Genomic DNA, 14,005 nt, shown 5'->3' on the forward strand with positions numbered 1-14,005 from the left:
CGTCTTCTCCCTCGGCCTATGTGCAGAACATGACATGGTTTCGATTATGCGCCAAGCGCGGCGCAAGCGCGACTCAGACCTTCGTCGCATAGACCATTGGCTAATTTATCACGGGCTGCGCTTATGGCCTATTCGTCCGAACCTTGTAGGGGAGGACAGAGATATGCCAAAGAGCATAAAAACAATGACATATGGCCTGTTGATGGCCGCAACCTGCATGACCCCGACGGTCGCCCAGGCGCAGGATTCGGATATCGAGGAGCGTCTGGATCGCCTCGAGGCGCTGGTCGGCGCCCTGATTGAGCGGATGGATGAAAAAGAAGTCGCCAGCCAGGAAGACCGTGAGGTCATGGAAGAAGCGAAAAAGGCGGTCGAGGAGACTCGCGAGCTTGCCGAGCGCACCGACGCGGTGGAGCAGGGCATTATCGAGGTCAATGACAAGCTGATCGCCAATCGCAATGACGGGCGCGACGGTTTCGCCATTGGCAACACCCAGGTAACCTATGGCGGTTATGTCAAAATGGATGCGATCAGTGAGCGGACGAGCGGCGGCACCGTGCCGTCGAGCAGCATCGCACGCGATTTTCTGATACCCGGGCTGATCCCGGTCGGTGGTCAGGCATCGGGCTTCGACACGGATTTCAACATTCGCCAGACGCGGTTCTTCTTCAAGACCGCGACCGATGTCGGTGATGACCATAAGCTGTCTTCGGTTATCGAGCTGGATTTCATGGTCACTGCAGGCGGCAATGAGCGCATTTCCAACAGCTTCATACCGCGCGTCCGTCAGGCGTTCATAACCTATGACGAATGGCTGCTGGGCCAGACCTGGTCGACTTTTCAGGATGTCGGTGCTCTGCCCGAGACGCTCGACTTTATCGGTGTCACCCCAGGCACCACCTTCGACCGTCAGCCGTTGATCCGCTATACCAAGGGCGGGCTGCAGATCGCTGTCGAGCAACCGGAAACCACAATCACCAGCCCCACCGGCGCACGCGTGATCGGCAATGATGATACACTGCCTGATTTTGTGCTGCGCTATAATTATACCCAGGACTGGGGCCGTCTGACCATAGCCGGGATTGCCCGTACACTCAGCGTCGGCCCGGATGTGTTCAATCTGCCCTCGGATAGCGCTTTTGGCTATGGCATCAGCCTGTCGGGCAAGATCAATATTGGCGAGCGCGACGATCTGCGCTTCATGGGTACCTATGGCGATGGCGTTGGACGCTATATCGGTCTCAATATTGTCAATGATGCGGCTGTGCGGCCCGATGGCACACTGGAGCCGATCCGCACCTATTCCGGCTTTGCCGCCTATCGTCATTTCTGGACCGACACCATCCGCACCACCATTGCCGGCAGCTATTTCAAGGCTGACAATCCGATCAACCTGACCACCGATGGCGTGACCGACCAGAGCTGGAATGCTTTCATCAACCTTGTCTATTCGCCGGTGCCACCGCTCAATCTCGGTATCGAGTATCTGATCGCCGATCGCGAGCTGGAAAATGGCCTGTCGGGCAATCTGCAGAAGATTCAGGTGTCGGCACAATATAGTTTCTGACGTGATAGCGCGCTAGGCAAAGCCGCCAATGCGGTCTAGGCTGGGCCCATAAAAGGCCGCCGGGGCTCCGTGAGGAAGATTCTCGGCGGACGCGGTCGAGCCAAGGGAGAAGGACCATTCCCAGCCGTCATATTGTTGCCAGGGAACTCGGGACATTTTTCCGGCTGATCGGCCATCCCGACCGGATCGCAATCCTCGAAGAACTTTACCGGAGCCGTCATAATGTCGGCCAGCTGGCGGAAACGCTAGACATGCCGCAATCCCGAGTGTCGCAGCATCTCTCGGCCCTGCGGTCTTTCGGTGTGGTCGAAGCCGAAGCCGAGGGGCGCGAACAATTTTACCGGCTGCGCCAGCCGCAAATGGCGCGATGGATTGCCGATGGCATTGACTTTGTGGCGCACCGGGTCGGCAGCGTCACCGATGAAGACATTGCCAGCGCGCGGGCGATTTGGGGGCTGGATGACACTGCCGATTCCTCTGAAACCGGCGCAACCCGCACCCAGCCCCCAAAGCCTGGTAGCGATAAAGACTAGCTGGAGATTCCAGCCTTTATCGCCAGACTCTCAAGTCGTCAGACCAAGCATTAAAACGCGGCCCATTCGCCATTGCCGGCATATTTCTTCGCAACCTTGCCATCGCTGTCCATATGGAACAGATGGATCCAGCCATGGTCGAGCAGGTGGCGGACATGCTCATGCCCTTCGATGATGGTGTTCATCGCATCGATCGGCGCTTCGATGATGACATTGAGACGCATCGGTTCATGGATCAGCTTCTCGCCGTCATGCAGCGATTGCCAGGAAAGCCCGGTGCGCAGATCGCCGCCATGGCCTTCCAAAACCCCGACCTTGCCAACCACATTGTGCAGTGTCTTGTCGCCGCAGCCAAAGGTGACATTGTCGACGGTCGAGGCAAAATATTGCAGGTTGATCCAGCTTGCGACGACCATCGGCGCGGTCATGATCAGTTCCAATACACCCCGTGTCGGGTCGGATGCGGAATCATAATCATGCAGAAAGGCGCGGCTATCGAGATCGATACCACGCGTGCGTTTGCGCGGCGCGGCGATAAAGGTGGCGCACCCTGCCAAGCCCCATTCCGGGCGCGTCTGGCTCCAGTCATTGCTACGCGCCTGGACCTGATTCGAAACGCCATTCTGCTTGCGGATGGTGAATTTGTTGCTGCGCTCCAGCCTTGCAGTCTCGCTGGCGGTGTCGAGCGCGGCCCTGACCTCTTTCAACTGCGCCTTGTGGCTTTCCGGCACACAGCATGCATCGAGCAGCTTCACCTCGTCGGTGACGGTATCATGCTTGGCCGCGACAAAGACCGTATCTTCGGGGATGGGCTGGCCACGCTCTGCAAGACCGGCACGAACGCCCGGATCATTAAGCAGGGTTACCGCAGCGCGCGCATTGCAATCACCCGGGCTGCCGCCACAGGCACCACAGTCAAGCCCACTGGCATGCGGGTTGTTGGCGCTGGTCGAGCCATGGCCGATCAGCAAGGTCAGCGGCGCAACGCGATTGGTCAGCCCCATACCGGCCAATATTCCTGCCGCCAGATCGACACGCTCATCGGTTGGAATGCCGGCAATTTCGGACTGTGCGTCCAATGAGGGGGCCAATGTATCGGCCTGGCCTTTGGCTACGCCACGTTCGGCATGATTGGGGCCGGGGCGGGTAATGCCCAGCGTGTCGGTGATCAGTTTGGAGAAGAAGCCCAGGCCAATGGTCTCGACAAAGGCAAAAGAGGAAATAGCGCCCATTTTCAGTGCATACCAAGCGGCGCGGGTGGCCTCCCGTACGCGCTTGGCACCGATGATTTCGGCATCTTTCTGGGGATCACCGCTGGTCTCGGCGACGCGGAATCCGGGGTTCAGCAGCACCGGGCACTGGTCAGAGCCCGATTGCGCGCCCAAAGGCACATATTCCATGGCAACGCCGAAAAAGCCGGCAAAACCGATCGTCTCCACCTTCGGCAAGGCCTGTTCCAGCGCGCGGCGATAGACCTCGCAGCGGACATCGATGCAGAATGCCGCCTGTACTTCCGGGCGCTCTGGCACATCGGTATCGGGTTGCGCATTGATCTCGCCGACCAGATCCTTTTGCCAGCTCAGCTCATAGGCATTGTGCACCGCATGGAGCAGCGCCAGCGCCGGATCATCGCTTCTGGTTTCTGCCGCGTCCAGCGCTTCGGCCCAGCCTTGCTTTTCGCTGGTGCTGGCTGTCTTCCACAAAGCCCAGTCCCAGGCGAGACGGATGGCGAGTATCTGCATGACGCTGTCATTGCTCTCGCCCTTCAGCTCATAGCCCCAGGCAATATAGCGGGTATAGCTCGCCCAGCCATTGATGCTCATCAGCATCCGGTCAAACACCATTTCCAACCGTTCAGCGCCGAGGCCCATCTCCATCGCCATCTGCGCAATCGCCGCTTGCGGGTCTTCGGGAAGGCTTTTGAATAGCGGCCGCAGACCCTTCAGGCCCGCGACATTGGCCGTCTTGTCAATGCCGGCAAAGGTCTTCCAGGCAGCGAAATCGCTCTTGTCGAGATCGGGGCGCCAATCGGCCTGACCCTCATCATAATGCGCCATCGCCCAATGCGAGATGCGGTCAATGACAAAATCCTCTATGTCCCAGCCGCGTGTTTCTGAGAGCAGTGAGGCCATGGAATGCGCTTTGATGAGCGTATCATCCATCACCGTCAGCCGCGCGACCACGGCATCGGTGCGTTCATCGATATTAGCGGCTTTCAGCGCAGCCGTCAGGGCATCAGACGTGATGCGGCCGGAATCAATCGCTTCGATATATTCGGTGGGCTTGAGCGTCAGCGGAGAACCGGCAGTCTGCGCCAGCCAATCAGCAGCACCCATAAAGCTCTTGTCAGCTATGCCGAAATAGGGGTTTACCGCGACGAAATTCTTGAGTGGCCAGCAAGGGGCAATGCGGTTGCACGATGCGCCGATAGCCGTTTCCAAAGCCTCGGCAGGGATATGGACCATCTCCGAAGCAGAGGCGGGCAGGTCTTTCACGTTCTCGATAACGTCAGTGGTCATGATTTATACAGCCTTATTCTGTCCGCGCGAAGCGCCGACGATGCGGTTGAAAACGGCGTTTGCGTAAAAGCCATTAGTGGTGTGGATGCGCATGGACTCGGCAAAGCGGGTGCGTGCAAGCGATGGCGGCAGATGCTGCACCGCCATCAACAGGATGAAGCTGGCGGTAAAGCCGACCATCATCGCGACCAGCACGGGGGAGGTTATCGCCGTTGCGGGCAGGCTGTCACCAACGAGCCATGCTGCCCCTAGCTGGAGTGCGAAATAGAGCGCGGAGAGAGCAACGGCGGAAGCGCCGATGCGGATCGTGCTGGCAACCCAGCTCTTCGCGGCGAGGCTCTTGGCCATGAAGCGAGCAAGCGCCAGCACCAGCACCGCACCAAACACCATCCAGCCTGGCTTCTCGGTCAGCTGGATACCCATTAGCGAGCCAATGCCGACATAGAAGGTGAGGGCGGCAGCAGCGCCGACAAGGAAGCGCGCCATATCCGGACGGCCCACCGCGCCATCGGTAGTCGGCACACGTACTGCGTCGATCACACTGCCCGATGACAGAAAGCTGTGCGCCTTATAAACCGAATGGGCGATGATGTGCAGCAGTGCCAGTGAGAAGGCACCAAAGCCGCATTGCATCAGCATCAGGCCCATTTGCGCGACCGTGGACCAGGCCAGCTGGTTCTTGATGCGCGACTGGGTCAGCATGACGGCAACACCGACCAGTGCGGTAAGGCCGCCCATAAAGGCGAGGATCCACAGCGATGGCAACGCCAGAAGCATGACATCGGCAAAGCGGATGACCAGAAAGCCGCCAGCATTGACGATGCCCGCATGCAGCAATGCCGAAACCGGTGTCGGCGTTTCCATCACCTCGATCAGCCAGCCATGGGTCGGGAATTGTGCCGATTTCAGCAGCGCCGCCAATGCGATCAGGCAGGCTGCGACAGTGATTGTGCTGTTCGGCTCAGCGGTTTTGGCTGCGGCCAATATGGCGCTGATCTGGGTTTCGCCAAAGGCCATGCCGATCAGTATAAAGGCACTGATCAGCGCAGCATCGCTTAGCCGTGCGACAACGGTGCGCTTACGCGCGGCGATGGTCGCCGCCGGCCGGTCATTATAGAATATCAACAGCTTGTGCAGGCCGAGGCTGGTACCGATCCATGCCAGGGCAAGCTGGAACAGCGTACCCGAAAGAACCAGCAGCATCACCGCAGCCAGAGTCAGGCACATCCAGCCGAGAAACCGACCCTGGGCGGCATCGCCATCGAGATAGTTGCGGCTATATTGCAGCACGATCACGCCGATAAAGGCGATCAGCGTAAACAGCGCGGTGCTGAGCGGGTCGATCCGGTCCCCAAGGCTGAGCCATCCACTACCGATCAGCGCCCCATCGATCGGACCATAGGCGATCAGCAGCCCGATTGTCCCCAGCGCTGCAGCAAGCCCGAACAGGCTGGCGCCGCGACTGGCGGCCAGTGCCGCCTTGGGGCGCAGGCCGGGATTGCGGAAACACAACAGGCCGGCAATGATCAGCGCCAGCGGGGCGAGCGTGGGAAGGATGGTCAAAAGATCAGGCATGAACCGCTCCGGACAAAATTATGCTCCTGTGGCATTAGCGGCATGCTATTCGTTTCCAAAATTCAATGTTTGCGCCTTATCGTTCGCTTTTATATATCAAAGATCAACGATTAACCGGCCACAGGACGTCATGGCACAGCTCAACTACAACCATTTGCGCTATTTCTGGGCGGTCGCGCATGAAGGCAATCTGACCCGCGCGGCGGAGAAGCTGAATGTGTCCCAATCGGCACTGTCGGTGCAAATCCAGAAGCTCGAGCGCCAGCTTGATCATCCATTGTTTGAGCGCCGCGGCAAGCGGCTGCACCTCACTGAAGCCGGGCACATTGCACTCGACTATGCCGATTCCATCTTTGCTACCGGCGAAGAACTGCTCGGGACATTGCGCGACCAGCATAGCCCCGAACGTCATCTTTTCCGCGTCGGCGCAGTGTCGACCCTGTCGCGCAACTTTCAGATCGGTTTTCTCGAACCGCTTCTGGGTCGTGACAATGTCCATGTCACCATTGACTCGGGGAATTTCCGGACCTTGCATGAAAAGCTCGAAAATCATGAAATCGACGTGCTGCTCACCAATATGCCGCCGCAACGCGACAGCGAAACCAACTGGGCGGCGCATCTGATCGACGAGCAGCCGGTCAGTCTTATCGCGCATAGTGACTTGGCGATTGAACAGCAGCCGCTTGAGCGGCTGCTTACCGACTGGCCGCTGATTCTGCCCTCAGCCGAGAGCAGCATCCGGGGCAGTTTCGATGCCCTTGCCGCACGGCTGGGCGTCACAGTGCAGGTCGCCGCCGAGGCCGATGACATGGCGATGCTGCGGCTTCTGGCGCGTGAGAAAAACGGTCTGGCGGTGATCCCGCCGATTGTGGTGCAGGACGAACTGAGCAGTGGCGAGCTGGTGCAGGTCGCCGAATTGCCCGGCATGGTAGAGGACTTTTATGCGATCACCCTGTCGCGTCGTTTCCCCAATCCGCTGCTGGAAGAGCTTATCAGCCCCTGATCCCGCTGTCTCTCTGATCCCGCCGACTCTGGTCGTCTGCATTTCCTGTCTTTTGCAACTGTCCAAAAGATTCTACAGTCGCCCGGATGCACCTGTTCGAAATCCTTGTGATTCTGCATGTTATTGCCGGGTCGATCGGCCTGATTTCCTTCTGGGTGCCGATTATTGCGCGCAAGGGCGGTAAGCCGCATCGCAAATGGGGACGCATTGCCTGCTATGCTTTCATGGCTGCCGGTGCGCTTGCCATCGCCATGGCGCTGCTGTCACTCTATGGGCCCGAAGAGCGCATCCCCTCGATTACTGACCGCGAGCTTTTCGCCGGATTGTTCGGCTGGTTCATGCTGTATCTCGGCCTGCTGACCATTGGTTTCGCCGATTACGGGCTGGCGGTGGTCAAACATGGCCGCAAGCGCAATGCACTGCGTGCACCGCGTTATCAGCTGGTGATAGCGGCAGTGGTGATTTCCGGGCTGTGGTGCGCCTGGTTCGGCTTTCGCGTCGCGCATCCGCTGATGGTGCTGGTGGCTGCCGTCGGCCTTGTCGCCATGGCATTGCAGCAGCGCTTTATCTGGCGCACCACGGTGCCGTCCATCGCCTATGTCAGTGAGCATTTCCGCGCCCTGCTCGGCATGGGAATCTCGGCCTACACCGCGTTTCTCTCGGTCGGGCTGATCCGTCTGATTCCCGACCAGGTTTTCAATCCGCTGATCTGGACCGGACCCAGTCTGATCGGGGTCGGGCTGATCATCTATTTCACCATACAGGCCAATCAGAAGCGGCGCGCCCGCTAGGTAAGCAGCTTCTATCGGCCTGAAAACAGGGCTTTCCCGACACAGCTCTAGGGCGGCATTAGCGTTGCATGCGGAACAAAGGCCGGTTTGAAGCGCTATGTGTAGACAAAATCGGGGAGCAGCGGTGCCGGAGGGAGCGGCTCTGCCATTACGAAAGGTGGTGGGTGAGTGGGCAAGCGCAAAACGCAAATTGTCGTGGTTGGCGGTGGCGCCGGCGGACTGGAGCTGGTCCGCAAACTGGGCGCCAAATATGGCCGCGAACAGCATGACATCATTCTCGTCGACTGCAATCTGACACATGTATGGAAGCCGCTGCTGCACGAAGTCGCGGCAGGCTCGCTCGACGCCAATATGGATGAGGTCGGCTATGGCGGCCATGCAGTGCGATGGGGTTATCGCTTCTTCCATGGCGCACTGGAATCGATCAACCGGGAAAAGCAGCAGATCACCACAGCACCGCTGCTCGATGATGAGGGTGAAGAGATTATCGGTCGGCACGTCATCCGTTATGATTATCTGGTGCTGGCCTTTGGCGGCATTTCCAATGATTTCGGTGTGCCCGGGGTGCGTGAGCATGCGCATTTTCTTGAGCATCGCGGCCATGCCGACGGCTTTCGCCAGCGCTTGCTCAACGCCTGTCTGCGGGCCAATCATGCGCACCAGACAGGCAAGGGCGATGTCGATGTCCGTATCTGCATTATCGGGGCAGGTGCCACCGGCGTAGAGCTCGCTGCCGAGCTCTATAATGCAGCCAGTTCATTGCGCACCTATGGGCTGGAAGTGTTCGACGAGGACAAGCTGAAAGTGACCTTGCTGGAAGCCGGGCCGCGCATATTGCCGCAACTGGACGAAGATCTTGCCGCGACCGCGCGACATGAGCTGGAGCGGCTCGGTGTCGAGGTCCATGCCTCGACTCAGGTGACGGGTGTCCATGCCGATCATGTCGAGACCAGATCGGGTGGTCGCATTGCGGCTGACCTCATCGTCTGGGCCGCCGGGGTCAAGGGTTCGGACGGAGTTGCCCAGATGAGCGATCTCGAGCTCAACCGGCTCGACCAGTTTGTCGTTCGGCCGACGCTGCAGACCAGCATGGACGACCGGGTTTTCGCGCTTGGCGACTGTGCCTCCTGCACCCTGCCCGGGGCCGAGAAGCCGATCCCGCCTCGCGCCCAGTCGGCACACCAAATGGCCAGCCTGGTGTTCGACAATCTGGTGCGCGTGCAAAAGGGCCAGCCGCTCAAGGATTTCGTTTATCGTGATCGCGGCTCGCTGGTGTCACTCAGCCGGTTTTCCGCTCTGGGCAGCCTGATGGGCAATCTCGTCGGCGGGCGGATGGCGATTGAGGGCCGGCTGGCACGCTGGGCCTATCAGTCGCTCTACCGGCTGCACCTGTTGGCCATTCATGGCTATCTCCGCGGCGCGATGCTGATCGTGATCGGCCGGGTCAACCAGATCGTCCGGCCCAAATTCAAACTGCACTAAAAATATATTTATAATCTATTATATTCAAGAATTCCGGCCCTCGGCACATTATTCAATATAATCCTGGATTTATTCTACTTCTTCTATTGACTGTCCATCAAAGATATCCTGCCATACCAGGATATCTTGTAACCCAAGAATATGCATTTGATGGCGCGAGCCGGCGCCGTGTTTGAACAAGCGACTGGCCTGAACAGGCGGTGCCGATATAGCCCGCGGCCAGTGACCCACATTCGGTCCCTATCGGATCGAAGCCATTCAACGGATCATCCACCCCGGCACCATGGACATAGCGCCGCAATATGGTGCCGGTGGCATCCAGCTCGGCCACCGCGATGAGACACGATCTTTCGGGGAATGATCGTAAGCGAAGAGCCATCACCATCATAGAGGAAGCGCGTCGTGCTGCCCCCCGATACCAGCCGCGACAGCCGGCCCTTGGGGTCATAGTCCAGCATCGCCGCTGTGCCGCCGCTCTTTGCTGTCAGACGGTTGTCGATATCATAGGCGAAGGTCGACGAACCATCGCCGGTGAGATTGCCGTTCCCGTCATAGCTGTGGCTGACCGGGCTGCCCGACGGGCCGATGCCGGTATATTGGTTGAGCCCGTTAATGGCATAGTCATTGTCGGCATTGGCATCATCGCCCCAGGCATAAGCGGTGTTGGAGAGCGTGCGGCTGATAATCTGGTTCGCCGCATTATAGGCAAAGTCGGTATCGGTGACGCCGCTATGATCATAGCTGACCGGGCGCGACACCGGATCATAGGCCATGGTCGAGCTGATGCCATTGGCGCGGGTGAGCGCCGTCATCCGCCCCAGACCGTCATAGCTGTAGCTTACCAGATTGGTGCTGCCCGATTCATCGATCGCGGTCAGCTGGCCCGCAGGCGAATAGTCATAGGTGAAATACACACTGTCCGGATGCGTCACCCGGATGCGGCGGCCGGCTATGTCATACTGATAGCTCAGCGTCCGGCTGCCGCCATTACTGGTGTCGGTGGTCGAGGCCAGACGGCCAAGACCGTCATAGCTGTGCGTCAGACCCTGGCCGCCAGCCGAACCGCGGCGCTCATAGGTCGGGCGGCCCAGGCCATCATAGCCGTAGAAGAGATATTCACCGCCGAGAAAGCCCAGCGCCGGATCCCAGTAACGCTTGCGCCAGTTGCGGCCCACATCGTCATAATCATAGTAGATGCGTCGGCCATCGCGGCGGAAATGCGCTATGACATTGCCGCGCGTATCATAGGCGAAACGCTCGGAATCGCTGGTGTCATGCGCGCCGACATTGGTCTTGTGCGGATAATAGATGTAATTGTTGCGGTCATATGGGTCATAGACGTACTGGGTCTTGTTGCCATTGCCGTCCTTGCGCCACTGGACCTGGCCATTATTGGTATAGCCCAGCTCGATCTCGACATTGCCGTCGCCGCCATTCATCACGCCATAGCCGCCGACCGTCTTCACCGGACGGCCAAGCACGTCATAGCTGGTGCGCATAATCCGGTCCGGGCCATCGGAGCCGGCGGTATCGGGGGCGCAGGCGCTGGCCGGGAGCGAGCCGAACTCGGCCGGGTTCATCCGCACCGCAGAGCATTCGAGCTGGTTGCGGGCATTATAGGAGAATTGCGTGACGCCAAAGGTGGTGGCACCGCTGCTGACCTCGGTCTTGCTGCGCAGCCGGTTCGCATCATAGGCATGATCGACGGCCTGCGTTACTGTCAGCGTGGTATCGGTCGGGCTGGAAACGGTGCCGGTTTCGATGGTGAGTGGCTGGTCATCGGCATCGCGATAGGTCGTCACCGTTGCCGGGCGCGTTGCGCCCGTTGTGCCTTCAGGGCCGATCTCCCAGGTCCGGCGGCCGATGCTGTCATAGCGATAATAGGTCGCATCGCCATTGCCCGGCAGCGGGCCATCGGATGAGACCATGCGCCCGGCATTGTCATAGCTGTTGGTGGTCACTGCCGAGATTGTGCCGGTGCCATTGGTCCGGGTCACCGTCAGCGGCAGGAAGCTGTTGCCCCAATAGCTATATTCGGTGACCTGCTCATCGGCGGTGCCGCACGTGTCGTTGGAGCCATCGCTGTTGATCGAGCAGATACGCTCGCGCTGCACCCGGGCAAGACCGGGCGTATATTCATAGATGGTCTTGCGGCGCTTGCCCTGCCGGTCGGCCGGCTCGAGCCGGGTCAGCATACCGCCATGCTCGGCCCATGTATAATCGGTCTGGTTGCCCGCCGCATCCTGGGTCCAGTTGGGGCGAAAGCAGATGGTGCCGGTGCAGGGTTCAGTCGCGCCGCTGCTGGCATAATAGGCGGTCTCGATCAGGTCACCCGTACCCGATTTGTTCTTGGTGCGCTTCTCGGTGATATTGCCCAGTGGATCATAGGTGACCGAGACCGAATTGCCCTCCGGCTGGGTGATGCTGGTCAAGCGGCCCCAGCCATCATGGGTGTAGCTGGTTTCCTGACCCAGTCCGTTGGTGATCTTGGTGATGCGCGGCGCGGCGGAACTGCCCGACGCAGGATGCCAGATATCGGCCGACCGGGTGAATCCCGATGGACCGGAGACGGTTATCTTGTCGAATTTGGGGGTACTGGGGTCCTGAGGAACAGTTGTCAGATTCTGATAGCTGTAATTCCACGTCGTGCCATCGCGCACCACCTGGGCAATGGGCTGTCCATAGGTGCCGTTGGGTGACGATACCGCTGTTGTCACATAGGAATCGGTGCTCTCGCCGGGGAGTTGCAGTGATGTCGTATTGACCTGCGGCGCGGCATCCATCGAGAAGCTGCATCCGCCGCAGTCCCATGTCCGGCCCGATATGTCGGTGACCGTGTTGCCGCTATAGGTCAGGCTGGCCAGCGCATTATTGGGGTCGGACGTCTTGTAGATCGCAACGCTGGCGACAATCCGCCATCCTATCTGGCCGCCGGTGTTGGACTGATAGGTGAAGCGCATCTCATAGCCGAGATTGCTGGTAATCTTGTTCGGCCTATGCTGGTCGGTAAGACCGTTATCATAGGTATCGTAGAAATAGGTGTGACGCTCACCATTGGTCCATTGGATCCATGACGGATAGTAGACAAAGCGCCAGCCGCCCTGGGCAAGGGCCGTGGTGGCAAATTCCTTGTCGAACAGGATCTGCTTGTTTGTGCCGCCCTGATAATAGTGGAAGCTGTTGCCGCCAGGCTGAATAGCTGCTGTCAGAGTCGAACCATTCTGTTTGCGCGACTGGCATTCGCCATCGAGGCAGACCAGCGATTCCGACGTCGAGCCACCGCCATTGATCTGATAGGAGGACTCCACCCCCGGTGGCACTTCGCCGATCATGATCGGCAAAATCTCGCTCATCCGGGTGAAGCGCAGATTGCCCGCAGCGGGAATGGACAGCGCCGGTTCCCTGGTGGCGACACGGCCGGTCAGCAGATCGACGCCATTTTCATCCGGCTCGATCTCCAGCGGTTTGATTGATTGTGCGTGCGCCGGAGTTACGAAGCCGAGCGTCAGAAAAAGCGGCGCAGAAAGCCAAAGTCCATTGTTCCGCATAAATGCTCCCAAAGCTAAATTGTTATTATCGTTGAAAATCATCCTGTGATGGCGATGCACCGGCCAGGTCGGAAGGGATTTGCTCACTCATACCCGCCACAGGCAGGGTTCAGGGCCCAGGTCAGCGTCAATGTTGCGCTGGACGTGGCACCGGACGTATCCTCGACGGTGTAATTGATGACGTAGGTGCCCGGCGTATAGGTGCCGTCCACATGAATTTGCGAGGCGCTGTGCCTGCGCGCGCCCATCGGACCGGAAACCGCTATGATATCCAGCGGATCGCCATCGGCATCGGTGTCGTTGAAAGTGACAGTATAGGCACCGGGCAGGCAGGAGACCTGATAGCTGTCGGGATTGGCAACAGGCGGGCTATTGCCTCCGCCAGAACTGCCACCCGAGCTACCTCCACTGGAGCCTCCACCGCTGCCGCCAGAGCTTCCACCGCTGCTGCCACCCGAACTTGTACCACCAACTGTGCAGCCGGCCGTGTTGACCGTGTGATTGGTGCGGTTGCCCGCGTCATCATAGCTGGTGCATTTCTCCGTGCCCGAAGCAGGACCGCCGGATTTGGAGGATTTGGTCAGGCGACCCTGCGCATCATATTCATAGGTCGTGGTTTCCTGCGCGGCCACCGCCCCGCCCAGCACCATCAGGCTGGCCGCCATGATAAATTTAGCCCGCACGATATTCCTCCATCCACATCAGAACAAAAAGTGAACAGAAAAATATCAAGTGATTTGATTGTAGGAAAGAATATTCAAATTCCATAAATTCAGGCAAATACCCAAAGTAAATTCGGCCTGATGTTATCCTATGGCACCACTCTATTTTCCAACATTTGCAAGCGCGCTAATTGCACGGACTATCCATAATGCAAAACAGCTTATGTAAATGTGACTTTTGCATATGAGTGACTGATCGGCGATACGGACAGCGAGCTTGACAAGCTGGTGGACCGCATCGTCAGCATGAAGTCAGACAAAGTCG

The 14,005-nt window shown here is 58.8% G+C and carries 9 protein-coding genes; 5 read left to right on the forward strand and 4 right to left on the reverse strand.

Annotation, left to right across the window (positions count from 1 at the left end):
• The first annotated feature begins 217 nt into the window (after positions 1 to 217).
• A complete protein-coding gene (locus AAFX04_14180; protein MEO1046583.1) occupies positions 218 to 1,567 on the forward strand; it encodes a DcaP family trimeric outer membrane transporter in 1,350 nt (449 codons plus the stop codon).
• Between the two features lie 164 nt (positions 1,568 to 1,731).
• A complete protein-coding gene (locus AAFX04_14185) occupies positions 1,732 to 2,100 on the forward strand; it encodes a metalloregulator ArsR/SmtB family transcription factor (protein ID MEO1046584.1) in 369 nt (122 codons plus the stop codon).
• A 50-nt stretch (positions 2,101 to 2,150) separates the two neighbouring features.
• Here AAFX04_14185 and AAFX04_14190 read toward each other — a convergent pair whose 3' ends face one another.
• Together AAFX04_14190 and AAFX04_14195 are read right to left on the reverse strand one after the other, a co-directional pair.
• Complete coding sequence (locus AAFX04_14190; protein ID MEO1046585.1) at positions 2,151 to 4,619, reverse strand: DUF2309 domain-containing protein; 2,469 nt, start codon at positions 4,617 to 4,619, stop codon at positions 2,151 to 2,153.
• A gap of 3 nt (positions 4,620 to 4,622) precedes the next feature.
• Positions 4,623 to 6,194 carry a proton-conducting transporter membrane subunit gene (locus AAFX04_14195; protein MEO1046586.1) on the reverse strand — a complete coding sequence of 524 codons (1,572 nt, stop codon included), beginning with the start codon at positions 6,192 to 6,194 and terminating at the stop codon, positions 4,623 to 4,625.
• A gap of 130 nt (positions 6,195 to 6,324) precedes the next feature.
• Here AAFX04_14195 and AAFX04_14200 point away from each other — a divergent pair, with 130 nt between their 5' ends.
• The 3 genes from AAFX04_14200 to AAFX04_14210 all read left to right on the forward strand — a co-directional run bounded on the left by AAFX04_14200 (position 6,325) and on the right by AAFX04_14210 (position 9,470).
• Positions 6,325 to 7,197 (forward strand): LysR family transcriptional regulator, encoded by an 873-nt coding sequence (locus tag AAFX04_14200; protein MEO1046587.1) that lies wholly within the window; start codon positions 6,325 to 6,327, stop codon positions 7,195 to 7,197.
• Between the two features lie 86 nt (positions 7,198 to 7,283).
• Positions 7,284 to 7,988, forward strand: coding sequence for a hypothetical protein (locus AAFX04_14205; protein ID MEO1046588.1), 705 nt, complete (start codon positions 7,284 to 7,286; stop codon positions 7,986 to 7,988).
• Between the two features lie 168 nt (positions 7,989 to 8,156).
• A complete protein-coding gene (locus tag AAFX04_14210; protein MEO1046589.1) occupies positions 8,157 to 9,470 on the forward strand; it encodes an NAD(P)/FAD-dependent oxidoreductase in 1,314 nt (437 codons plus the stop codon).
• 266 nt (positions 9,471 to 9,736) lie between these two features.
• On the opposite strand, the gene AAFX04_14215 is transcribed toward AAFX04_14210, so the two are convergent.
• A complete protein-coding gene (locus AAFX04_14215; GenBank protein ID MEO1046590.1) occupies positions 9,737 to 13,018 on the reverse strand; it encodes a hypothetical protein in 3,282 nt (1,093 codons plus the stop codon).
• Between the two features lie 83 nt (positions 13,019 to 13,101).
• Positions 13,102 to 13,701, reverse strand: a complete 600-nt coding sequence (locus tag AAFX04_14220) for an Ig-like domain-containing protein (protein ID MEO1046591.1) — start codon at positions 13,699 to 13,701, stop codon at positions 13,102 to 13,104.
• Positions 13,702 to 14,005 lie beyond the last annotated feature (304 nt).

The organism is Pseudomonadota bacterium, assembly GCA_039818985.1.
Taxonomy (GTDB): Bacteria; Pseudomonadota; Alphaproteobacteria; order Sphingomonadales; family Sphingomonadaceae; genus Alterisphingorhabdus.